Annotated in this window: 18 protein-coding genes, 1 pseudogene and 1 riboswitch; of the genes and pseudogenes, 5 read left to right on the forward strand and 14 right to left on the reverse strand. The window is 65.8% G+C overall.

Going from position 1 to position 22,863, the window contains the following annotated elements; translation table 11 throughout:
- Window position 1 precedes the first annotated feature (1 nt).
- On the forward strand, window positions 2-1,195 hold the full coding sequence (locus tag AC25MA_RS16145) for an SGNH/GDSL hydrolase family protein (protein WP_088851631.1): 1,194 nt from the start codon (window positions 2-4) through the stop codon (window positions 1,193-1,195).
- Window positions 1,196-1,258: 63 nt separating this feature from the next.
- Here AC25MA_RS16145 and ribB read toward each other — a convergent pair whose 3' ends face one another.
- Together ribB and rtcR are read right to left on the reverse strand one after the other, a co-directional pair.
- Window positions 1,259-1,909 carry a 3,4-dihydroxy-2-butanone-4-phosphate synthase gene (gene ribB / locus AC25MA_RS16150; protein WP_028690291.1) on the reverse strand — a complete coding sequence of 217 codons (651 nt, stop codon included), beginning with the start codon at window positions 1,907-1,909 and terminating at the stop codon, window positions 1,259-1,261.
- A gap of 80 nt (window positions 1,910-1,989) precedes the next feature.
- Window positions 1,990-2,131: riboswitch (FMN riboswitch) on the reverse strand.
- A gap of 36 nt (window positions 2,132-2,167) precedes the next feature.
- The gene (gene rtcR / locus AC25MA_RS16155) at window positions 2,168-3,751 is read right to left on the reverse strand and encodes an RNA repair transcriptional activator RtcR (RefSeq protein WP_486972209.1); all 1,584 of its coding nucleotides are present in this window, start codon (window positions 3,749-3,751) and stop codon (window positions 2,168-2,170) included.
- Window positions 3,752-4,977: 1,226 nt separating this feature from the next.
- Between rtcR and AC25MA_RS16160 the strand changes: the two are divergent.
- The 3 genes and pseudogenes from AC25MA_RS16160 to AC25MA_RS16170 all read left to right on the forward strand — a co-directional run.
- Window positions 4,978-5,886, forward strand: a pseudogene (locus AC25MA_RS16160) (slipin family protein); the annotation flags it as partial.
- Between the two features lie 39 nt (window positions 5,887-5,925).
- Window positions 5,926-7,131: an RtcB family protein gene (locus tag AC25MA_RS16165; RefSeq protein ID WP_069016302.1), complete on the forward strand. Its 1,206-nt coding sequence runs from the start codon at window positions 5,926-5,928 to the stop codon at window positions 7,129-7,131.
- Window positions 7,132-7,170: 39 nt separating this feature from the next.
- Window positions 7,171-7,968, forward strand: a complete 798-nt coding sequence (locus AC25MA_RS16170; RefSeq protein WP_028690294.1) for a nucleotidyltransferase domain-containing protein — start codon at window positions 7,171-7,173, stop codon at window positions 7,966-7,968.
- 4 nt (window positions 7,969-7,972) lie between these two features.
- Here the strand turns inward: AC25MA_RS16170 and AC25MA_RS16175 are convergent, their stop codons facing one another.
- The 6 genes from AC25MA_RS16175 to AC25MA_RS16200 all read right to left on the reverse strand — a co-directional run bounded on the left by AC25MA_RS16175 (window position 7,973) and on the right by AC25MA_RS16200 (window position 14,854).
- Entirely contained in the window at window positions 7,973-8,863 is an 891-nt protein-coding gene (locus AC25MA_RS16175) for an alpha/beta hydrolase (RefSeq protein ID WP_280060710.1), read from the reverse strand.
- A 68-nt stretch (window positions 8,864-8,931) separates the two neighbouring features.
- A complete protein-coding gene (locus tag AC25MA_RS16180; protein ID WP_062361917.1) occupies window positions 8,932-11,160 on the reverse strand; it encodes a TonB-dependent siderophore receptor in 2,229 nt (742 codons plus the stop codon).
- An 83-nt stretch (window positions 11,161-11,243) separates the two neighbouring features.
- Window positions 11,244-12,581, reverse strand: a complete 1,338-nt coding sequence (locus AC25MA_RS16185) for a HAMP domain-containing sensor histidine kinase (RefSeq protein ID WP_288518809.1) — start codon at window positions 12,579-12,581, stop codon at window positions 11,244-11,246.
- Window positions 12,581-13,273: a response regulator transcription factor gene (locus AC25MA_RS16190; RefSeq protein WP_486972210.1), complete on the reverse strand. Its 693-nt coding sequence runs from the start codon at window positions 13,271-13,273 to the stop codon at window positions 12,581-12,583. Before AC25MA_RS16190 ends, AC25MA_RS16185 begins: the two co-directional genes overlap by 1 nt.
- Before the next feature lie 116 nt (window positions 13,274-13,389).
- Window positions 13,390-14,322: a FecR family protein gene (locus AC25MA_RS16195; RefSeq protein ID WP_028690299.1), complete on the reverse strand. Its 933-nt coding sequence runs from the start codon at window positions 14,320-14,322 to the stop codon at window positions 13,390-13,392.
- Window positions 14,315-14,854, reverse strand: a complete 540-nt coding sequence (locus AC25MA_RS16200; RefSeq protein ID WP_028690300.1) for a sigma-70 family RNA polymerase sigma factor — start codon at window positions 14,852-14,854, stop codon at window positions 14,315-14,317. The genes AC25MA_RS16195 and AC25MA_RS16200 overlap by 8 nt, the downstream gene beginning before the upstream one ends.
- 170 nt (window positions 14,855-15,024) lie before the next feature.
- Between AC25MA_RS16200 and AC25MA_RS16205 the strand changes: the two genes are divergently transcribed.
- A complete protein-coding gene (locus AC25MA_RS16205) occupies window positions 15,025-17,955 on the forward strand; it encodes a TonB-dependent receptor (RefSeq protein WP_486972211.1) in 2,931 nt (976 codons plus the stop codon).
- 248 nt (window positions 17,956-18,203) lie between these two features.
- On the opposite strand, the gene AC25MA_RS16210 is transcribed toward AC25MA_RS16205, so the two are convergent.
- From AC25MA_RS16210 to eutC, 6 genes are all read right to left on the reverse strand, one after another.
- Window positions 18,204-18,902 carry a LexA family transcriptional regulator gene (locus tag AC25MA_RS16210; protein ID WP_069016297.1) on the reverse strand — a complete coding sequence of 233 codons (699 nt, stop codon included), beginning with the start codon at window positions 18,900-18,902 and terminating at the stop codon, window positions 18,204-18,206.
- A 195-nt stretch (window positions 18,903-19,097) separates the two neighbouring features.
- A complete protein-coding gene (gene ppa / locus AC25MA_RS16215) occupies window positions 19,098-19,625 on the reverse strand; it encodes an inorganic diphosphatase (RefSeq protein ID WP_028690314.1) in 528 nt (175 codons plus the stop codon).
- Window positions 19,626-19,717: 92 nt separating this feature from the next.
- The gene (locus AC25MA_RS16220) at window positions 19,718-20,533 is read right to left on the reverse strand and encodes a M90 family metallopeptidase (protein WP_197866399.1); all 816 of its coding nucleotides are present in this window, start codon (window positions 20,531-20,533) and stop codon (window positions 19,718-19,720) included.
- A 7-nt stretch (window positions 20,534-20,540) separates the two neighbouring features.
- The gene (locus AC25MA_RS16225) at window positions 20,541-21,188 is read right to left on the reverse strand and encodes a DedA family protein (protein WP_028690316.1); all 648 of its coding nucleotides are present in this window, start codon (window positions 21,186-21,188) and stop codon (window positions 20,541-20,543) included.
- Between the two features lie 289 nt (window positions 21,189-21,477).
- Window positions 21,478-21,936: a GNAT family N-acetyltransferase gene (locus AC25MA_RS16230; RefSeq protein ID WP_028690317.1), complete on the reverse strand. Its 459-nt coding sequence runs from the start codon at window positions 21,934-21,936 to the stop codon at window positions 21,478-21,480.
- A gap of 107 nt (window positions 21,937-22,043) precedes the next feature.
- Window positions 22,044-22,862 carry an ethanolamine ammonia-lyase subunit EutC gene (eutC, locus tag AC25MA_RS16235; protein ID WP_028690318.1) on the reverse strand — a complete coding sequence of 273 codons (819 nt, stop codon included), beginning with the start codon at window positions 22,860-22,862 and terminating at the stop codon, window positions 22,044-22,046.
- Window position 22,863 lies beyond the last annotated feature (1 nt).

The following is a 22,863-nucleotide window of genomic DNA, read 5'->3' on the forward strand; positions in this document are numbered from 1 at the left end:
GATGCGCCAATGGCATCACCTGCTGGGCCTGGCCCTGCTGATCAGCGCCGCGCCGGGTTGCAGCACCGGCGCCAACAGCGTGAGCGCCCAGCCCACGGCCCGGCCAGCCGCCGCGCCAGCCACCCGCCAGGACGGCAACCTGGCCTTGCTCGCCGGCAAGCTGCGCAATGCCGGCCGGGCGCCGGTCGCCATCGTCCAGCTGGGAGACTCGCATACCGCCGCCGACCTGTTCAGCGGCGAGCTGCGCAAGCTGTTGCAGGCGCGCTACGGCGACGGTGGCATCGGCCTGGTGCCGGCTTCGCCAGTGCCGGGGATCCGCAACGACCGGGTGATCATCAAGAGCGAGAAGCGCCAGTGGGAGCTGGTGTCGGCGCGCAACCAGCAGAGCTCGCGGTTTCCGTTGGGGGGCTACCTGTCGCTGCCGTTGGCCAATCGTGCCAGCGTGGTGCTGCAGGCGCGGGACGAGGATCGCCAGCGCTACAAGGTTTCGGCGCTGTACCAGTCGACCACCAGCGCCAGCCTCTTCGTCAATGGCGGCCAGCGCCGCGTGCTGCCGGCCAGCAATGGCCAGTGGCGCTTCAGTCCGGCCTACGCCAATGTCGGCCTGCCGGTGCAGTTGAGTGTCGAGGGCGGTCGGGGTGTCGCTTTGGGTGGCTGGTACATCCAGGGGCAGAAGCATGCCGGGGTGACCTACTCGGCGCTGGGCATCAACGGCGCGCGCCTGGACGTGGTGGACAAGTGGCAGCCGGGCTGGCGCGACAGCCTCAAGGCCGTGCGGCCTGACCTGGTGATCCTGGCTTACGGCACCAATGAAGCGTTCGACGACAAGCTCGACCTGGCGCTGTACCAGACGCAACTGGACGCGACCCTCACGGGCCTGCGCAAGGACCTGCCGCAGGCGGCGATCCTGCTGGTCGGTCCGCCAGACTCGATCAAGCAGCGCAAGGCGCGCAGCTGTGCGGCGCGCCAGCCGCAACCGCTGGCCTCGGTGATCCGTATCCAGAAGCAGATGGCGTACAAGCACAAGGCGCTGTTCTGGGATTGGCAAGGGTTCATGGGTGGGCCGTGCTCGATTGCCGGCTGGCAGGCAGGTGGGCTGGCGCGGCCGGATCTGGTGCACCTGACGGCTGATGGCTATCGCAAGAGTGCGGCGGGGTTGTACGAGTTTCTGAAGGGGCCGCTGGGGTTGCGTTGAGGCCTGGCCTCATCGCGGGGCAAGCCCGCTCCCACGCTGACCGGGGGCGGGCTTGCTCAGGTATCAGGCCGGCTCGGCCTGCAACTCGACCATCGTCTCGCGATAGCGCGCCAGTTCCTCGATGGTCAGCACCGGCAGGTTGTACTGCCGCGCATACACCGCCACCTGCTCGCCGCGGGCCATGCTGCCGTCGGGGTTCATCAGTTCGCACAGCACCGCCGCCGGGCGCAGGCCGGCCAGGCGGGCCAGGTCCACCGAGCCTTCGGTGTGGCCGCGGCGGGTCAGTACGCCGCCATCGCGAGCGCGCAGCGGGAACACATGGCCTGGGCTGACGATATGACGTTCCTGCGCGGTCGAGCGCAGCGCGGCCTCGATGGTGGTGATGCGGTCCTGTGCCGACACGCCGGTGCTGACCCCTTCGGCGGCCTCGATGGTGACGGTGAAGCCGGTGCCATGGCGGGCCTGGTTGTTTTGCACCATCGGCGCCAGCTGCAGGGCGTCGACGGTGGCTTCGTCCAGGCACAGGCAGACGATGCCGCTGCAGTCGCGGATCATCATGGCCATGGTCTGCAGCGAAAGGTTCTCGGCGGCGGCGACGATATCGGCTTCGTCCTCGCGGTCGTCGTCGTCGAGCAGCAGCACGGGGCGCCCGGCCTGGAAGGCGGCGATGGCGGCACTGACGTTGGGGAATTGCGTGTTGAGCATGGTGGACATGAAACGCTCCTCGTGAATGATCGATGAACGTCTCGGGGCGAACATAATGCGCGCGCAGGGGCGCCCGGACGGCCCCTGCCAAACGCCTTCTTTCATCCGGACTATGACCGTCGGCTCTGGAGTCGCACCAGATCTGCTGACCCCCGGCATGGCCGGGGCGCTCGCGGGCTCATCTTTCGATTTACCGCCGGTGGGGACTTTCACCCCGCCCTGAAGACCGGCCAAGCATACAGCACTGTGCCAGCGGGCTGGCAAGCCCTACGACTTTAGTTGCTGCCACTCCAGCCCGAAGCGGGCCAGGTACTTGCGCAGGCGGTCGGCGTCGTTGGGGTTGGCCTTCTCCTGACGCGATACCGCGAACAGCTGACGCCCGGCTTCTGACAGGCTCGGTGCGCGGCGGCAGACGTCGATCACCGCCTGTAACTGCACCTGGTCGAACAGGTCGAGTGAGCGGTCGGCCAAAAGTGGCTCGCTGGCCGACTCCAGGCCCCATGCATAGCGCAGCCGGGCAATCTCTTCCTCGACCATTTCCTCATCGATACGCCCGCTGTCGGCCAGGGTCGCCATGCGCGTGATCGACGCCGATAGCTCGCGGAAGTTGCCGGCCCAGCGGGCCTCGCCGGCATGGGCGAAAGCCAGGTAGCGGCGCTTGGCCTCGAGGTTGAAACGCACCTGACGCCCTTGTTCGCGGGCATGGCGCTGCAGTTCGAAATCGAGGTTCGGCTCGATGTCCTCGCGGCGTTCGGCCAGGCCGGGGAGGGCGAAGGTCCACAGGTTGATGCGGGCGAACAGGTCCTCGCGGAACGAGCCGTCGGCGACCTTGGCGCGCAGGTCGCGGTGGGTGCCGGCGATCAGCTGGAAGTCGCTTTCCACTTCGCGGTCCGCGCCCAGCGGGAAGAAGCGTTTTTCCTCGATGGCCTTGAGCAGCATGGCCTGCTCATCAGCGCCCAGTTCACCGATCTCGTCGAGGAACAGCATGCCTCCGTCGGCGGCGCGCAGCAGGCCGTCGCGGGCGTTCTGGGCGCCGGTGAAGGCGCCCTTGGCGTGACCGAACAGGGTCGACATGGCACCGTCGCCGCGCAGGGTGGCGCAGTTCACTTCGATGAAGCGCCCGCCCAGCTGATGGCGCCCGCGCTTGAGCTCATGGACGCGGCGGGCCAGAAATGACTTCCCGGCGCCGGTCGGGCCGACTAGCAGCATGGGGGCCTTCGAGCGCAGGGCGACCCGCTCGATCTGTTCGATGGTGCGATTGAAATCCTGGTTGCGCGTGGCGATGCCGGACTTGAGCAGCGACTGCCCCTCGACCTGCTCGCGGCGAAAGCGCGAGGCGATCGGGTCGTAGCGCGACAGGTCGAGGTCGATCAGGGTGGCGATTCCGGCCGGGTCACTGTTTTCGTCCTGCTTGCGCGAGGGCGAGGTCTGCACCAGGCGCGCTGGCAGGTAGCGCGCCTCGGTGAGCAGGAACCAGCAGATCTGCGCGACGTGGGTACCGGTGGTGATGTGCACCAGATAGTCCTCGCGCTCGGTGTCGAAGGTATAGCCGCTGGCGAAGTCGTGCAGGGCGCCGTAGACCTCCTCGAAGTCCCACGGGTTGCGCAGCGCAAGCGGGTGCAGGCGCACTTCGGTGCCGGGCGAGACCTGCTGGATGTCGGCGCGAATCCGCTCGGCCAGGCCGAGGTCGCGGGCGCCGGGGCCGTGGATAAGTTCCAGGCGGTCCAGAGGCAGGTCGGCTTGCTGGCACAGGCCGATGGTTGGCCGCCAGCGGTTCCAGCGTGCGGCGCCCTTGCCGTTGCGGTCGAGGGTGGTACCGAGGAAGCCGATGGCGACGAGAGGCTTGCGCATCCTTGATTATCCTAAAAGATAAATTGCTATCCGATGATATACGAAAAAAGAATCTCCATGAGTGCTTGCAGTGGTGTGCAAATGAATAAGATAAAAATAATTCTATATAAAACAATAAGTTAAATAATCTTATCTATGCCAAATGAAAACCTGGCACGCCGCTCGCTATATCCCTCTTGACCGCATCGCCAGGCAGGCCCTCGGGAAAGGGGAACCCCCCGCCGGTGCACGTACCCACCTTCAGGTGTCGGTGTCGTGCATGCCGCCGCCGCAACGACCGGTCATTGCTGCGCTGGGCCCCTGGAAAGGCTGGCGCAGACGCTCGCCGGGCAAAGCCCCGGCACTACCCTCCTAAGGTAGCTGTAACCGCAACACCCGCCGGTGGGGCACAGGCAACGCAAGCAGGGCCAGGACGGCCCGTCACTGCGAAGGACGCCTGGCCCACCGCTGGCCCACCCGGCTCGCCGGCCGGGCTTGGCGCAACGAGGGTGGCCGCTGGAGCAACGCTCCCGGCCCCGGACTCCGCCAGGCTTCGCTCGCGACGCCCGCTGGGTTGGCGACCACCGGCAACCAAGGACATTGAACAAAGGATGAGCAAGATGAACATGTTGAAGCGCTTTGTAGTGAAGAAGAACGAACACGGCCTGTTGCTGAACGATGGCGATTTCGAGGCGATCCTCGAGCCGGGCCAGTACAAGCGTTTCGATTGGCAGGGGCGGCTGACGCTGAAGAACTGCCCCCAGGATTCCCCGCTGCACGACTATCCCCTCGAGCGCTATCTGCGCCAACATGAGCCGGCGTTGGTCGAGCAGTATTTCCTTACCCTGGACATGGCCGAAAACGAAGTGGGCCTGCGTTTCGAGGATGGTCAGTTGAAGGAACTGCTGGCAGCCGACAGCCGCCGCCTGCAATGGAAAGGCCCGACCCGGCAGAGCCTGACGCGGATCGACCTGGCCCAGGGGCGGCGCCTGGACGCCGAACTGCTGGCACGCCTGAACAAACCGGGAATCGCCGGCATGGACAACGTGCTGCTGGTGACGGTGCCGACCTTCAGTGTCGGTGTGCTGCGCATCGACGGTGTCGTGGTCGACCTGCTGCCGGCCGGGCAGCACGGCTTCTGGCGCTGTGGCGCCCAGGTGGTGGTGGACACGGTGGACACGCGTCGCCCGGTTTCGGACGTCAACGTCCGGGAGTTGCTCGCCCGTGGCATGGACCAGCACCTGGTGTGCATGGACCTGAGCGAGCATGAGGTCGGGCTGCACTTCGAGGACGGCAAGCTGGTCGAAGTGCTGCCGCCGGACAGCCGCCGTGCCTACTGGAAAGACCAGGCCAGGCACGAGCTGCAACGTATCGACCTGACCCACGGCCAGTGCCTGGACGCCGAGTTGGTGACCCGCCTGAATCGTCCTGGAATCGCCGGCATGGACCATGTACTGCTGGCGCTGGTGCCGGCTTTCCATGTCGGCGTGCTGAAGATTGACGGCGTGGTGGCCGGTTTGCTCGAGCCCGGGCAGCATGGCTACTGGCGCTGCGGCAGCCAGGTAGCGGTGGAGATGGTCGACACCCGCCTGCAGGCGCTGGAGGTGAGCGGCCAGGAGATCCTCACCCGCGACAAGGTCAACCTGCGCCTGAGCCTGGTGGCCAACTGGCGTTATACCGACGTGCTCGGTGCCCATGGGCAGATGAGCAAGCCAGTTGAGCACCTGTACCGCGAGCTGCAGTTCGGCCTGCGTGCGGCGGTGGGTACCCGCACCCTCGATGAGCTGTTGGAGAACAAACAACTGATCGACGACAGCGTTACCGAGCACCTGCAGGCGCAGTTGCCGGGCAGTGGCCTGGAGGTGGGCAGCCTCGGGCTGCGCGACATCATCCTGCCGGGCGAAATGAAGACCCTGCTGGCGCAGGTGGTGGAGGCGGAAAAGGCCGCCCAGGCCAACGTGATCCGGCGCCGTGAGGAAACCCAGGCGACCCGTTCGCTGCTCAACACCGCCAAGGTGATGGAAGGCAACCCGACGGCCCTGCGCCTGAAGGAGCTGGAAACCCTGGAGCGGGTGGCCGAGCGCATCGACCGGATTTCGGTGTTCGGTGGTCTGGATCAGGTATTGAATGGAATGGTCAGCCTCAAGGCGGGTTGACCCTTTGCGACACGACGTAGCGCAACAAGGAACAAGGCAATGAACATACTCGAAGTGGCGGGCGGCAAGCCGATCAAACTGTGGACCGACGGCGTGCCGGTCGAGGACGACGCCCGCAAGCAACTGATGAACACGGCGAAGATGCCGTTCATCTTCAAGCACCTGGCGGTGATGCCGGATGTGCACCTGGGCAAGGGCTCGACCATCGGCAGCGTGATCCCCACCGTGGGCGCGATCATTCCGGCGGCGGTGGGCGTGGACATCGGCTGCGGCATGATCGCCGCACGCACCTCGCTGCACGCCCGCGACCTGCCGGACAACCTGCACGGCCTGCGCACGGCCATCGAAAAAGCCGTGCCCCATGGCAAGACCTTCGGTCGTCGTGACCAGGGCGCCTGGGACAATGTGCCGAACCAGGCCGACCAGGTATGGAGCGGCCTGGCCGGGCGCTTCAAGGCGATCACCGACAAGCAACCGCGGCTGGAGAAGACCAACAACCGCCAGCACCTGGGGACACTGGGGGGCGGCAACCATTTCATCGAAGTTTGCCTGGACGAGGCCGACCGGGTCTGGTTCATGCTGCACAGCGGCTCGCGTGGTGTCGGTAACGCCATCGGCAACCTGTTCATCGAACTGGCACAGGCCGACATGCGTCAGCACATGGTCAACCTGCCGGACCGGGACCTGGCGTATTTCGAGGAAGGCAGCCGGCACTTCGCCGACTATGTCGAGGCGGTCGAGTGGGCGCAGGACTTCGCCCGGCACAACCGCGAGCTGATGATGCAGGCGGTGGTTGCCGCCACCCGAAAGGTGCTGGGCAAACCGTTCGAGGCCAGCCTCGAGGCGGTCAACTGCCACCATAACTATGTGCAGAAGGAGCAGCACTTCGGCCGCGAGGTGCTGGTGACCCGCAAGGGTGCGGTGTCGGCGCAGAAGGGCCAGTTGGGCATCATTCCCGGCTCCATGGGCGCCAAGAGCTTCATCGTCCGTGGTCTGGGTAACGAGGAGGCGTTCTGTTCGTGCAGCCACGGCGCGGGCCGGGTGATGAGCCGTACCAAAGCCAAGAGCCGCTTCACCGTCGAGGACCAGCAGCGTGCCACCGCCCATGTGGAGTGCCGCAAGGACAAGGATGTGATCGACGAGATCCCGATGGCCTACAAGGACATCGATGCGGTGATGCAGGCCCAGCGGGAGTTGGTCGAAGTGGTGCATACCCTGCGTCAGGTGGTGTGCGTGAAAGGTTGAAATGGGCGCCCTATGGCGCCCTGTACAAGGAACGAAGACATGTATCAGGACGACCCCCACCCATTGCCCGAGGCCATGCATGCCCGGGTGCTCGATGAATTGCAACGTATCGAGCGCGAGCACGAGGTGAATGTGCTCTATGCCTGCGAGTCCGGCAGCCGTGCCTGGGGCTTCGCTTCGCCGGACAGCGATTATGATGTGCGCTTTGTCTACGTGCCGCGCAACGACTGGTACTTGCGGGTGGACGAGCCTCGCGATGTGATCGAGCGGCCGCTCTGCGACGAACTGGACATCAGCGGTTGGGAGCTGCGCAAGGCCCTGCGCCTGATGCGCGGCGCCAACCCGAGCTTGCTCGAGTGGCTGGGCTCGCCGCTGGTGTACCGCGCCGACGCCGAAGCTACCGGGCGTTTGCGCGAGCTGGGCGAGGCTTTCTACTCGCCGCGCGCCGTGCGCCACCACTACCTGTCGATGGCACGCAAGAACCTGCGCGGCTACCTGATGGGCGAGACGGTGCGTTTCAAGAAGTACCTGTATGTGCTGCGACCGTTGCTGGCGGTGCGCTGGATCGACCAGGGACTGGGCATGCCGCCGACGGCGTTCGCCGCGTTGATGGCGCGTACCGTCGATGACCCGCGACTGCAGGCGGCGATCGACGCGCTGCTGGTTGTGAAGCGCCGCAGCGGCGAGGCCGAGCACGGACCGCGGGATGAGGTATTGCATGGGTTCATCGAGGCCGAGCTGGCGCGGGCAGGAGAGGCGCGGGAAGTACCGGTGACGAGGGGGGACACCGGGTTGCTGGATGATTTTCTGCGGGACACCGTGCGCCAGGCTGGATGACGGCTCACTGAGCCGACTTGGACATCCTGTCCATCACGAACCACAGCGAGGCCGGCAGCATTGGCCCGTGGTCCAGGCCGTCGAATGGCTGGAAAGTCGCTGACAATCCCTTCACTCCGGCCAGACTGGCCACCAGCGTCCGGGCAGGTCGTTGCACATCGCCCTGCAGCGGCCCTCGGGGGTTGGCCGGTTCCCGCGTGCCGCGCATCAGCAGCAGGCTAGGCTGGTGGCTGCCCAGCCGCTCCTGCAACCCTTGCATCTCGGCCACGATGGCGCCGTCGTTCCACCATAACGATGGGCTGGCCGCCGCATAGTCGCTGAACAGCCGCGGGCGGGTGAACAGTGTGTGCAGCGTCAACAGCCCGCCATAGGAGTGGCCCCAAAGTGTCTGTCGTTGCGGGTCGACGGGCGCCACAGCGGCGACCATCGGACGCATGCGTTGCTCCAGCAGATCGAGGAATTCATCGGCGCCACCGCTGGCCTGGCCGGTCAGGGGATCGCGTTGCTCGGCCAGCCCGGGCACCACGGGGGTGTAGTCGTAGGTACGGGCGGCACGCTCGATGCGTTGGTCAGTCTGGTAACCGATGGCGACCAGCAGCGGTGCCTGGCCGCCGGCCAGCGCCTGCAGTTGCTCTGGCTCAAGGGCGCTGATGGCGGCGTTGCCGTCGAGCATCCATAGCACCGGGTAACCGCTGGCGGGGGCCGGGCGCCGGGGCTGGCCGATCCACAGGCGGTAATGGCGCTGGCCGTCGCGCGAATCCAGGTCGAGGTGGCTGAAGCGATAGGCCAGGTCCTGGCGCTGCAGCAGGGTCGTGTCCATCTTCTGCTCGGGTTGCGGCTGGGCCAGGGCCGAACCGCTCAGCACCAGTGTCATGATAAGGAAAAGGATCTTCATCGGGCGTTCTCGTGAGGTCATCCATGACAGGCCGCCGCGGCATCGTCGGATGCAACGGCGGCACGGGTTCAGAAGGAGGCGGTCAGGCTGGTGTAGAGGGTGCGCCCGGGTTCGTTGTAGGTGGCCGCGCCTGCGCCCTCGATACCGTTCACCGCCTGGGCGTTGCCGGCCCGGTACAGGCGTTTGTCGAACAGGTTGTCGATGCCGGCGGTCACGCTCAGGTTTTTAGTGAGCGCATAGGTGCCGCTGGCGCCGACCAGGGCGTAAGGGGCCACCTGGTCGTTGGCGGTGCCGGTGACCCGTTTGCCCTGGTAGTCGTACTTCTTCGGCGTCTGCTTGCCGTACCACGCCACGCTCAGCTGCAGCGACAGGTCGTCCGATGCTTGCCAGTCGAGCATCGAGTTGAGGGTGTAGGCCGGGGTCACCGACAGGGTCTCACCGGTGGTCTTGTTCTTCGACTGCAGCATGTAGGTGAAGTTGTTGCTCCACTTCAGCTGTTCGCTCAGCGGGATGGTCAGGGTACCCTCGAGGCCCTCGACCAACGCCTTGGGGATGTTCTCCCACTGGTAGAGGGTGGCGTTGGCGTTGGCGCCGACACCGCCGGATGCCTGTCCGATGCCGCTCAGGCCAGAGTCGATCTTGTTCTTGTAGTCGTTGCGAAAGTACGTCAGGCCGGCGACCCAGCCGTTGTCCTGGAACTCGATGCCCAGTTCCTTGTTGACGCTGGTCTCGGCTTCCAGGTGCGCGTTGCCCTGCAGGTAGCAGCTGGTGCTCTGCCCGTAGCAGCCCTGGCCACGGCTGTAGAGCAGGTAGTCGGGGTTGAGCTGGTACAGGTTCGGCGCCTTGTAGGCGCGGGCGATGCCGGCCTTGAGCGTCAGGGTGTCGCTCAGCGCATGGGACAGATTGAGCGACGGGCTCCAGTTGTCGCCGACGATGCTGTGGTGATCGAAGCGCAGCGCCGGAGTGAGCATGGTGCCGGGCAGCAGTTCGATGTTGTCCTCGGCGAACAGCGAGAAGATCTGCGCCTGGCTGCTGGTGCTGCGGCCGCTGCTGGCCAGGCCGGGCACGCTGCCGCCTTCGCTGGTGGTCTGGGTGTTGGCGCTGGGGTCGTCCAGTTTCTGCTGGCTCCACTCGCTGCCCAGGGTCAGGGTCTGGTCGCGCCAGGCGTGCAGTGGCAGGTTGAGCTCACCGTGGGCGGTCAGGTCGCGCAGCGTCGATGTGTAGAAGTCGGTGTTGCTGAAGATGCCTTCGGTGCCGCCGGCCAGGCCTTCGTTGATGCGCTGGTTGCGGGTCTTCTCGTATTGCAGGAAGGCCATGCTGCTGCCGAAGTCCCAATCGCCACGGTGGGTGATGGCGAAGTTCTCGCGGTAGAGAATGTTGGTCTCCTTGCCGAGCATGCTTTTGACGTTGGCGTTGGAGTTGGTGTTCTGCGTATCGCCCGCGTACAGGTTGCCCTGGCGGCTGAAGCCGGCTTCGAGCTCCAGGGTCTGTTCCGGCGTCAGGCGCCAGCTCAGCAGGCCGTTGAGGTCCTTGTTGCGCACGCCTTCGCGGCCGGCGGGCAAGGTACCGGCCTGGGTGCCGGTGCGCGCGGACTGGTGGCCGGCGTTGATGTCCCAGTCGTCCGCGTCGGTCTTGGCCACGTTGCCGTAGACGCGGTAGCTCAGGGTGTCGGTCAGTGGGCCGTTGAGGCCGAAGCTCACGCGTTTGGTGGCGCCTTCGTCACCGTGCTGCGGGAAGTTCTGGTACACGGTCATGTTGCCGTGGGGTTCGCCCGTCGGTTGCTTGGTGATGATGTTGATCACCCCGCCCATGGCGCCGGAGCCGTAGCGTGCCGCCGCCGGGCCGCGGATCACCTCGATGCGCTCGACCTGGTCGGCCGGCACCCAGTTGGTGTCGCCGCGCGAGTCGCGTTCGCCGCGCCAGCCGTAGCGCACCGAGCTGCGGCTGCTGACCGGCTTGCCGTCGACCAGGATCAGGGTGTTCTCCGGCCCCATGCCGCGGATATCGATCTGCCGGTTGTTGCCGCGCTGGCCGCTGGTGGAGTTGCCGGTCAGGTTGACCCCCGGCATGGTGCGGATGATCTGCGACAGGTCGTTGGCCGGTGGGCGTTTCTGGATGTCCTCGGCGGTGATGACCGACACACCCGGCGCCTGCTTGGTCTCCTCCAGGGCGGTGGCCACTACGTTCTGGCTTTCCAGCACGATCGGTTCTGGCTGGTTGGCGGCCTGCACGGCGCTGCTCAGCAGGCAGCTGGACAGCAGCAGGAAGGGGGCGAGAGGAAGCGGGCGGGGCGACATGTGTGATCTCCGGCACGGCGGGCTGAATTCAAGAAATCACAGATGCTAATAAATCGTATTTGAGAGTAAAGCGCATTAACTTTCTAAACACTTTCGCTTGCCGGCAACAGTAGGTGCAGGCACAGGCCAGGATGCCCATTGCTCGCCCACAGGCGCCCGCCCTGCAGCTCGATGGCGCGCCGGGCGATGGCCAGGCCCAGGCCGAAGCCGGCGCCGCTGCCGGGCAGGCGGCGGTAGGGCTGGAAGATCTGCTCGAGTTCATCCTCTGGTACTCCGGGCCCTTGGTCGCGCAGGCACAGGTGCCAGAAGGCGCCCTCGCGCCAACCGTCCAGGCCGACCCGGCCAATGGCGGGCGAATGGCGGATTGCGTTGCGCAGCAGGTTTTCCAAGGCCTGGGCCAGGCTGTCCAGGTGCGCCTGCACCTGGCAGTCGAGGCCGAGTGAGCAGGGCAGCCGTTCGACCGGCCAGCCGCTTTCGAAGCAGCTGTCCTGGACCAGCGCCTCCCAGACCGAGAGCACCAGTACCGGCTCGGTCGCCAGTTGCGGTTGCTCGGTGTCCAGCCAGGCCAGATCGAGGGTGTCCTCCAGCAGTTTCTGCATGTCGTCCACCTCGCGGTCCAGGCGCTGTCGCAGTTGCTCCTCCGGCAATTCGCTGTCGTGGGCGATGCGCAGGCGCGCCAGCGGCGTGCGCAGTTCATGGGACAGGGTACGTAGCAGCAGGCGTTGCTGGTCGAGGCTTTTGCGCAGGCGCACGGCCATGTGCTCGAAGGCCTGGGCCAGCTCGCCCAGTTCGTCGCGGCGTTCCTGCAGGGGCAGCCTGGGGCCATCCAGGTCATCAGCCCGCAGGGCGTCGGCGCGGTCGCGAAGGCGATTGAGTGGCACGACCAGATGGCGGTACAGCGCCAGGCCCAGCAACAGGGCGAGCAGGGCGGGGGCCACGCCGTGGGTGACTACGTGGGTCCAGGGTGTCAGGCCGGTGGGCAGCAGGTGTTCGGGGAGCTGGATGACCAGGCGGCCGTCCTCGGGGTGTTCGGGGAAGGCAATGCTCACGTATGGCAGCTCGTCCTGCAGGCGCCGGCTCATCGGCCAGTCGAGTTTGCGCATGAAGGTCAGGCGGCTGGCTTCATCAGCGCTCAGCGCGGTAGTGCCTAGGCTTTGCAGATGAGGGCCGATGATGGCGACCCAGGTGTTCTCATCGGCTTCGAGCCGACGGCGCAAGCGTTCCACGCCATCGGCACCTTCCGCGCGCCAGGCCTGCTCGGCCTGTTCGGCGAAGCCGGCGAGGAACACCCGGTCGGCGGGGGCCAGGAAGTAGGTGCTGCGTTCGACCGACAGGCCCCAGGTCCAGATCAGCCAGGTCAGCAGCAGGCAGAAGCACACCTGCAACAGCGCCAGTTTCCACAGCAGCGGATGACGGCGCATCAGGTGTTGCCCGCATCGACCAGGATATAGCCCTGGCCGCGCACGGCCTGGATTTCCAGGTGGCTGGCGCCGATGGCGGCGAGCTTGCGGCGCAGGTTGCACACATGCACATCCAGGCCGCGGTCGAGGCGGGTATAGGCCCGGTGCAGGACGCTCTGGTACAGAAATGCCTTGCTCAGCGCCTCGCCGGGATGGGCTTGCAGGGTCACCAGCAAGCGGTATTCGGAACCGGTCAGCCCGGCACTCTGGCCATGCTGGGCGACATCATGGTTGGCGGTATCGAAGGTCAGCGTGCAGGCATTGCGTGGCATGGACTGGCGCCGGTCCAGCGCCACCCGGCGCAGCAGCGCATCGATCCGGGCATCCAGTTCGGCCAGGCTGAAGGGCTTGGGCAGGTAGTCGTCGGCGCCGCGGGTGAAGCCGCTGATGCGGTCCTGCTCGGCGCCCAGGGCCGACATCAGCATTACCGGTACCGCCTGGTGCCGGCGCAGTTCGTCGAGCAGGCTCAGGCCATCGATGCCGGGAAGCATGATGTCCAGCAGTAGCAGGTCGAAGGGGGCCTGCTGCATCGTGTTCAATGCCTGGGTGCCGTTCTCGCAGGTCCGGACGCTGAAGCCACGGCGCATGAAGTGCTGTTCCAGGTCCTGGCGCAGGCGCGGGTCGTCTTCGGCGAGGAGGAGCTTGGGGGGCACGGGCATGACCTTGATGAGAATTCGTTGCAAATACGAATCATCCCATTGGCGATGGTGCCGGGGCAATGGCCGGATGCTGGCATTTCGTCGCGTGGTTGAGGCCTTTGGCCCCTGTTTCAGCGACTGATGAACATCCCGCCAGCTTCGCCGCGCGCGCGCAGGCCATGGCTCTCGCTCAGCATGGCCAAGGCCAGAGGCAGGTCATCGACCGGGAAGCTGCCGGAGACCCGCAACTCGGCCACGGCCGGGTCGCAGACCAGACGCTGGTCGCTGTAGCGCATCAATTCCTGGGCCCACTGCAACAGCGGCATGTCGTCGACCACCAGCAAGCCATTGCGCCAGGCCAGCTGGGTGTCGCGGGCGATTTCCACCAGGCCGAGCCGGTCGCGGTCGAAGCGCACCTGCGAGCCTGCGTGGATGACGGTGGCACTGCCGGCCTCGGGGGTGACGCGCACGGCGCCTTCATAGACCGCGAGCTGAGTCTCGCGAGGGCGTTGGCGCACGCTGAAGCGGGTGCCCAGCGCCTGCATCAGGCCATGTTCGCTCCGCACCTGCAACGGCCGCGACGGGTCCGCGGCGGTGACGATGTACGCCTCGCCACGGCGCAGGTGCAGCAGGCGCTCCTCGGCCGAATACGCCACTCGCAGCTCGCTGTGGCTGTTTAGAGTGACCTGGGTGCCATCGCTCAGCAGCAGTTCGCGGCGCTCGCCCACTGCGGTCTGGTAGTCGATACCCTCCTGGGTCTGCCGCCATACCCACCAGCCCAGCGGGGCCGCGCCGATCAGCACCAGCAGGCCACGCAGCACGGTGCGACGGCTGCTGTCCTGCGGGCGAACGAGTGTCTGCCGGGCAAGGGTCGGTGGCAGGGTGCCGAGGCGCGTCAGCAGGCGCTCGGCGCGCTTCCAGGCGCGTTCGTGGTCCGGGTCGCGGCGCCGCCAGCGTTCCAGCTCGAGCTGTTGCGCTGGCGTCAGCGGGCCTTCCTGCATCAGCAGCAGCCAGGCGGCGGCCTTGGCGAGCACGGCCTGGGCAATGGCGGGTTGGTCACTCATCGGGCATCTGGCTCAGGCAGGCCATGTAGCCCTCGTGGATGTACTTCTTCACCGTTGGCAGCGCGATGTTCAGGGCCTGGGCAATGTCTTTCTGTTTCATGCCGTCCAGGCTGGCCATCAGGAACGCCTGCCTGACCCGTGGGCGCAGGCTGTCGAGCACCGCGTCGATCTCATGCAGGGTCTCGAGGATGACGCTCTGCTGCTCGGGCGACGGCTGCAGCGCCTCGGGCACCAGCGCCAGCGCTTCGAGCCAGGCCTGCTCCAGCGAATGGCGGCGGCGCCAGCTGACCAGCACGCAGTTGGCGATGCGTGTCAGGTAGGCGCGCGGCTGGCGCAGGGTGTCGGGCTGGTTGCTGTCGCGGCTGGCGAGCAAGCGCACGAAGATGTCCTGGGCCAGATCGTCGGCCACGCCGCGCCCCCAGGAGCGCAACCGGTACGCCAGCCAGCCGCGCAACCAGGCGTGGTGCTCGATATACAGCGTGGTGACGGCGCAGTGCTTGGCGGGCCGCGGCGGGGACTTGAAAAGGGTCATGGCTGGGAGGCGTCAGGGCGCAAATGCAAACAATTATCACTAGATTTGGTTAAATCACAAGATCAAGTGAAAATGCGAATCGCACGCATATACCTTTTTCGCCGTCATGCGACAGAAGGGGTGCAAGCCCGCATCGAGTGCCGGGCACTGACCTCACGAGCGAGAAAAGCATGCCCGCAATTCGTCGGCTTTCCCCTGTTTCGCGTCCTTCGCAACACTTGTCCCCGATCAGCTTCGCCGTGCGTTGCGCGATGCTCGGCTGCCTGATGGGCACGGCTTCGACCCTGGCCCAGGCCGCCGATACCCCGGCCGTGGCGTCCACCCGGCTCGACGATGCCACGCCGCGCGACTACGACATCGCCCAGGGGCCGCTGGGCACCGCGCTGGGCGTGTTCGCCAGCCAATCGGGCCTGCTGTTGTCCTATGACCCCGAGCTGACCCGCGGCCGCGCGGCTCCGGCGCTCAAGGGGCGCTATACCTTGCAGGAAGGGGGCCGGCGGCTGCTGGCCAACAGCGGCCTGCAACTGCTGCCGAACGCGCGGGGCGCGTACATCCTCATCCCACAGGCCCAGGCATCGGCGACAGCGACGGAATTGACGCCGACAATGGTCGCGGCCAGCGAGCTGGTTGACCCGCAGCGCGACACCTACCGCGCGCCGCGCTCTACGGTGCACCTGTCGCGCGAAGACCTCGACCGCTTTAGCACCGTTTCGGTGGGCGACATGCTCAAGGGCGTGGCCGGCGTGCAGGTGGGCGACAGCCGCAACGGTGGCGCGCTGGACGTCAACATCCGCGGCATCCAGGGGCAGAGCCGGGTGGCGGTCAGGGTCGATGGCTCGGAGCAGGCGGTGGATGTCTACCGGGGCTACGGCGGTACCCAGCAGCGCAGCTACATCGACCCCGACCTGATCAGCAGCGTCACCGTGAACAAGGGCCCCAGCACCCGCTCGGGAGCGATCGGCGGCTCTGTGGAGATGAAGACCATCGGCGTCGAGGACATCCTGGTCGATGGCAAGGATGTCGGCGTGCGCCTGACCGGCAACTTGTGGAACAACGGCGTGGAGCCCGAGCACCGCAACCGCAACGCCAGGGACGAGGACCTGAGCGCGGTACCGCGCGACCAACGCGGCAGCCTGTTCGGCTCCAAGGCCGAGTCCGGCAGCGCCGCCTTCGGCTACTCCCATGAACGCTTCGACCTGGTGGCGGCCTATGCGCACCGCAACCAGGGCAACTACTTTTCCGGCAAGAAGGGCCAGGACCGCTACCGGCTCTACGACCGCGACGGTGACGAACAGCCGAGCGTCGCCAACACCTACAACGCCGGCGAGGAGGTGCTCAATTCGTCGTCCGAGACCGACTCCTACCTGCTCAAGACCACTTGGCGGCTGGCCGACGACCATACCCTGGACCTGGGCTACCGCCGGTTCGACGGACACATGGGCGAGATCATGCCGTCGGACATCTTCCGCTACGGTACCGCCGGCATCTACCAGTACCCCACCAGCGAAATCCGGATCGACACCTACACCGCCCGCTATCACTACCTGCCCGAAGGCAATCCGTGGGTAGACCTCACCAGCAGGCTGTGGCTGACCGACTCGAAGACCAGTACCTTGAGCGCGGCCTGGATGGCGCCCAAGTCGCAGCTGTACCGTACCGACCGCGCCTGGTCCCGCCAGGACAATCGCCGCATCGGCGGCGACCTGAACAACGTTTCGCGCTTCACCACGGCCCATGGCGATTTCAAGCTCGACCTGGGCGGCGCCTTCCAGCTCGAAGACCTGCAGCCGCAGAAAAGCGTGGTCTCCACCCAGCATGACATCAACGCCAACCGCATGCTGCGTGACGCGTCGCGCCAGGAGTTCAGCTTCAACGGCAACCTGGAATTCAAGCCCACTGAAACGCTGACGCTGTGGGGCGGCGGTCGCTATGCCCACTACCAGACCAAGGACAACACCGTGCTGGCCGAGGCGCGCCGCGAGGAGCGGGAAATGCGCTGGATCACCGCCAGCAGCCCGGGGCACTGGGGCAGCATGATGTGGTTCCCCGACCAGAACGGCCAGTACACCGACGCCACCGATCCACGCCTGAACAACGGCATCGTCTTCGAGAACAGCAACGAGCCGTTCAATGGCGTGCCGTTCAACGAGTCCGGCGCGACCAACGTGGAGGTCCACCCCGAAGGCATCAGCAACGTGGTCACCGGCTACGACTACACCCCGCAGGGCAAAAGCCGCGGCGGTGGCTTCGCACCGGCCTTCGGTATCAATGTCGAGTTCCTCCCGGACACCTTCGTCTATGCCTCCTACACCGAAGGCCTGCGCCTGCCGTCGCTGTTCGAGACCAGCCAGGGCACCCAGCAGGTCACCCCGGGCAAGCACCTCAAGCCCGAGCGCTCGCGCAGCTGGGAAGTGGGGGTGAGCGCCTTGCGCAGCGACCTGCTGATCGCCGGCGACGAGGCGTCGGCCAAGCTGGCCTGGTTCGACAACGACATCAAGAACTACATCACTCGTTACTACGACCCGAGCCCAGGCCTGTGGGGCCAGATGACCTTCAGCAACACCGACAGCTTCCATACCCGTGGCCTGGAACTGCAGTCGCACTACGATGCCGGGCGCGTGTTCGCCGACCTTTCGGCCACCTACTACCTGATGACCGAGACCTGCGACGCGGCCTTCGCCGCCAAGCTGCGCGCCAGCGCCAATCGGTATCAGCGCACCCACGACACCCCGGACTGCACGTCGGGCAGCTACATGGGGTCGTACACCAACACCCAGAACCCGCCGCGCTTCTCGGCCAACCTGCTCGGCGGGATGCGTTTCTTCGACGAGGCACTGACCGTGGGCGGGCGCATGACCTACAGCTCGGGGCCCACCGCGCAGATGGATAAGCCCTGGCAGACCGGCGCGACCACGCCGCAGATCGACTACCGCTCGGTGGCGTTGTTCGACCTGTTCCTCAAGTACAAGCTGCTGGAGCACACCGAGCTGAATGTGTCGGTGCAGAACCTGACGGATCGTTACTACCTGGACCCGCTGGCGCAGAGCTTCATGCCTGCACCGGGGCGGACCTGGCGGGTGGGGATGGTGGCGCGTTTCTGAGGGGCGCGCAGCTGCTCGGCAGGCATTAAAAAGCCGGCTTGTGGCCGGCTTCTCGGGGACGGTCTTGGCTCATTTTTGATAAGCCGCAACCGCCTTAAACGGTTGGCAACATGGCCTGAAAAAGATGGCGGACGGCTGTGTGAGGCGTCGCCAGGCCCTCTGGAATGCGGCTTGCACCATCAGGGGGCGTGATGTGCGGCGTAGCATACCCGTGTGTGCGACACATGCCCAGCAAAAAGTGAGGTGCTTCAGGCGGGGCGTGCCGGGCGCAGGCTTGACCACCAGAACACCCAGCCGAGGATTTCCACGTTCTGCACCCGGCGCTGATAGGCCGTATAGCGTTCGCTGGGGTGGTTGAGGCGGTCATGGCTGTGCAGGCACAGCGTGCCGTTGTGGCCAAGGGTGAGGTGCTGTACCCGCAGGCGACCGTTGTGCAGCAGGGCGTAGCATTCGCCGTCGACCACCCGGGTGCAGTCGCGGTCGATGGCCAACAGGGCGCCCTGGGGCAGCAGCGGTGTCATGTTGTTGCCCGGCATGCCGAGGCAGATGGCCATTTCGGCGCTGACCTGCACGCACTCCAGAGCTCGCCGGGGTATTGGCTGGTAGTGCCCTGGCACGGCTATCAGTTTGCCTTCCCGTACCTGGTGCAATGGCAGGTGGAGCAGATCTGTGTCAAGGGCTTGCAGCGGCGGCGGCAGGGCCAGGTTTGGCGTTGCCGGTGATGCGGGGGCCAGTGGCGTCGGATGTTTCGCTCCCTCGCCACTGCGCAGCCAGCGCCTGCGTACGCAAAACAGGTCGGCGATTTCATCGAGCCGGGCCTGGGGCACACCGCGCTTGAACCAGTTGTTGACGTGTTGCGGTGTAACTTTGCGCTGTGCGGCAAAGTCGGAGGGGGTCAGGTTGCACTCCAGCAGGAGGGCTTTGAGACGGTCACCGGATGTTTTCATGGTGCCGAGTCTATAGGCCCTCGAACGGTGTGGAAATCAACCCGATGTCGAGGGAGTTTGTAGGAAAAATGGCGGTTTGTAGGGTGGTGCTTAGGACTAGGTGAGAAGTTTCGTTTTATGTTTGGGTGATGGTTGATTCTCTTGGCGAGCGCCCACAAAAAACCCTGCAGAAGCAGGGCTTTTCGTGTTTCAGGCTCAGCCCTTGTAGGCAGCGACCGATTTGGTGATCGCGGCGCGGGCGGCGTCGGCGCCTTCCCAACCTTCGATCTTGACCCACTTGCCCTTCTCGAGATCCTTGTAGTTCGCGAAGAAGTGTTCGATCTGTTGGATCAGCAGGGCTGGCAGGTCGGTGTATTCCTTCACGTCGACGTACAGCTGGCTCAGCTTGTCGTGCGGTACGGCGATGACCTTGGCGTCGCCGCCGCCGTCGTCGGTCATGTTCAGCACGCCGACCGGACGGGCGCGGATCACCGAGCCTGGAGCGACCGGGTACGGGGTCACGACCAGCACGTCCAGCGGATCACCGTCGTCGGCCAGGGTGTTGGGGATGTAGCCGTAGTTGGCCGGGTAGAACATCGGGGTGGCCATGAAACGGTCGACGAACAGGGCATCGCTGTCCTTGTCGATCTCGTACTTGATCGGCGCGTGGTTGGCCGGGATTTCGATGGCGACGTAGATGTCGTTCGGCAGGTCTTTGCCGGCTGGAATCTTGCTGTAGCTCATTGGGCAATGCCCCCGTGTTTGATCAAAAAAGTGGCGGCGATTATAGGCATATTCCCACGGTGGGTGCCACGCCCGGCCTGATGTGCGGGCGTTCAGGCGTGGCGTTCCCGGTAGTCCGGGTGTTCGGCCTGCAGTCGCGTCAGGCGCTCGAGCGGGTCCTGGCGGTAGAACAGCGTCAGCTGCTGGTAGACCTGCGGCCAGGCCTGGTGCAGCAGGTCGGGGGCGCTGAAGAAGTATTCGCTGGTAACGGCGAAGAATTCGGCCGGGTTTTCCGCGGCGTAGGGGTCGATGGCCGTTTCGGCGTCCGGGTCGGCATCGAGCTGGCGATTCATCGCGTCATAGGCCTGTTGCATGGCCTGGGCCCAGTCTTCGACACGCATGCCGTGGTGCAGCGGCGGCAGGCCGTTGGCATCGCCGTTGAGCATGTCCAGCTTGTGCGCCAGTTCGTGGATCACCAGGTTGTAGGCTTCCCAGCCGCCGCTGGCCAGCACGCCGGGCCAGGCCAGGATCACCGGGCCCTGCTGCCAGGCCTCGCCGCTGTGCTCGGCGTCCCAGACATGTTCGACGCCGCTGGCGTCGCGATGGCGCTGGGGGCTCTTGAAATCGTCGGGGTAGAGGATGATCTCGTGGAAGCCCTGGTACCAGTTCAACTCGCCCAGGTGCAGCAGCGGCAGCTGGGCCTGGGCGGCGAGGAACAGGCGCTGCTCGTCGTCCAGCTCGACGCCCGGCAGGGTGGTCAGGTGTTTGTCGTGCAGGAACAGCACGCTGGCTTCACGCAGCCAGCGGTCTTCCTCGTCGCTGATGCCGTCCAGCAGCGGCAGGCGATCGCGGATCACCTGCCACATGTGCGGATCGACTGGATAGCGGGCCAGGGTGCGCCGGCGGCGCCAGGCGCTGAACGACCACATGCGCCGGTCAGTGGGCCTTGGCCGTGCGGCCGAAGCGACCGCGCAGCAGGCCGAGGATCATCGGCACCAGCGACAGGATGATGATGCCGACCACCATCAGCGACAGGTGCTGCTTGATGAACGGCACGTTGCCGAAGAAGTAGCCCAGGGTCACCAGGCCGCCGACCCATAGCAGCGAGCCGGCCACGCTGAACGCCAGGAAACGCGGGTAGTGCATGTGGGCGATGCCGGCGACGAACGGCGCGAACGTGCGCAGGATCGGCAGGAAGCGCGCCAGGGTGACGGTCTTGCCGCCGTGGCGTTCGTAGAACTCGTGGGTGCGCTGCAGGTAGTCCCGGCGGAAGATCTTCGAGTTGGGGTTGCGGAACAGGCGTTCGCCTGCGGTGCGCCCGATCACGTAGTTGGTGCTGTCGCCGAGGATCGCCGCGGCCATCAGCAGGCCGGCCAGCAGCACCGGATCCATGCCGCCACCGGCGGCCACGGCGCCGGCGATGAACAGCAGCGAGTCGCCCGGCAGGAACGGCATGACCACCAGGCCGGTCTCGCAGAAGATCACGGCGAAAAGGATGGCGTAGATCCAGGGACCGTAGTTGTTGACCAGCAGGTCGAGGTAGGCATCGAGATGCAGGATGAGGTCCAGCGGGTTGAAATCCATGTACAGCACCTGTGTTCTTGACCCGCTTCTACGGGCGCGCGATGACGGACAGTGCCATGGTTGGGGACGGTTTACCGGCTAGGCGGGTAACTTTTCGCACATGACAGGAGGGGGATTATACGGCGAAGTCCGGATTGTGCCCGGAGAGTTTGTAGCGGAGCGTTACGACAGAGTCACTGGGCGTCGTGGGGGAGCGTTTGCTGTAACGCGGTTCCTGTGGGAGCGGTCGTGTGTCGCGACCCATCGCGACACACGACCGCTCCCACAGCGAGCACAAGAGCGCCAGGCATCAATCCTGACTGATCGGCAGGATGTAGTTCTCGAACTCGGTGTCCTTGCGAAAGCCCATGGATTCATAGGTCTTGCGCGCCACCTCGTTGTCGCTGCTGGTGGACACGCGCATTCGCACGGCGTTGGATTGCTTGGCCATCTTCTTGGCCTCGCGCATCAGGTTGTCGGCGACCAGCATGCGGCGTGAGTCCTCGGCCACGTAGATGTCGTTGAGGATCCACACGCGCTTGAGCGACAGCGAGGAGAAGCTCGGATACAGCTGGCAGAAGCCCAGCAGGCGGTCGTCGCCGTCATCCGGCAGCGCCAGGTAGATGATCGACTCCTTGCGCTTGAGGCGCTTCTCGAGAAAGGCCCGCGAACTGTCCGGGTAAGGCAGTTGCCCATAGAACTCGCGGTATTTCACGAACAAAGGGGTGAGCAGGTCGAGGTGTTCCAAGGTTGCCTGGATGATGCGCATGGGCGGGCCTCTGAGTCCATTGGGGATACGGCGGATTGCCTGCAGCGTCCTCTGGCATGCTGCCTAAAGCAGGCTAGAAGCGCAATCCGCCTTCCGTGACATGTTTTTTACCCTTCGCCGAGTAGGAAGTTTCCGTTTTTGCCGGCGGATTCTTCACTGTCGATGCTGTGGACCTCCGCTTCGTCCTTCAGATTCACCCCCGACAGCTGACGCCTGCACGCCTCGCGCATCAGGTACAGCAGGCGGTGGGCGGCCAGGCCGTAGCTCAGCCCTTCCAGGCGCACGTTGGAGATGCAGTTGCGGTAGGCATCGGTCAAGCCGACCTTGGGCGCGTAGGTGAAGTACAGCCCCAGGCTGTCGGGTGAACTCAGGCCTGGGCGTTCGCCGATCAACATGACGGTCATGCGCGCGCCAAGCAGCTCGCCCACTTCGTCGGCCACCGCGACCCGGCCTTGCTCCACCAGGATCACCGGAGCGCTGCTCCAGCCATCGGCGGCGGCCTGCTCCTCGAAACGGCTCAGGAAGGGCAGGGTGTGGCGGTGCACGGCCAGCGCCGACAGCCCATCGGCGACGACGATCGCCAGGTCGACGCCGCCGGGGTTGGCTTGGGCGTGCTCGCGCAGGCGCTGGGCCGAGTCTTCATGCAGGCGCCGGCCAAGATCCGGGCGTTGCAGGTACTGGTGGCGGTCGCTGGCGGCGCTGTGCAGCAGCAGGCTGTCGCGGCCGCGCTCGCCGAGTTGCTGGCGCAGGCCGACATGGTCGAACGGCAGATGCACGGCATCGCGGGCCTGGGCATGGGCGAACTGGAAGTCCAGCTGGGCGCCGGTGGGCAGGCTGATGCCGGTGCGGCCGAGGGCGATGCGCGCCGGGGTGAGGTTGCGCAGGGCCAGCCAGGGGTTCTCTGGGGTGGGGGTGTGTCGGTCCATG

This window comes from Pseudomonas sp. P65(2024) (genome assembly GCF_057480955.1).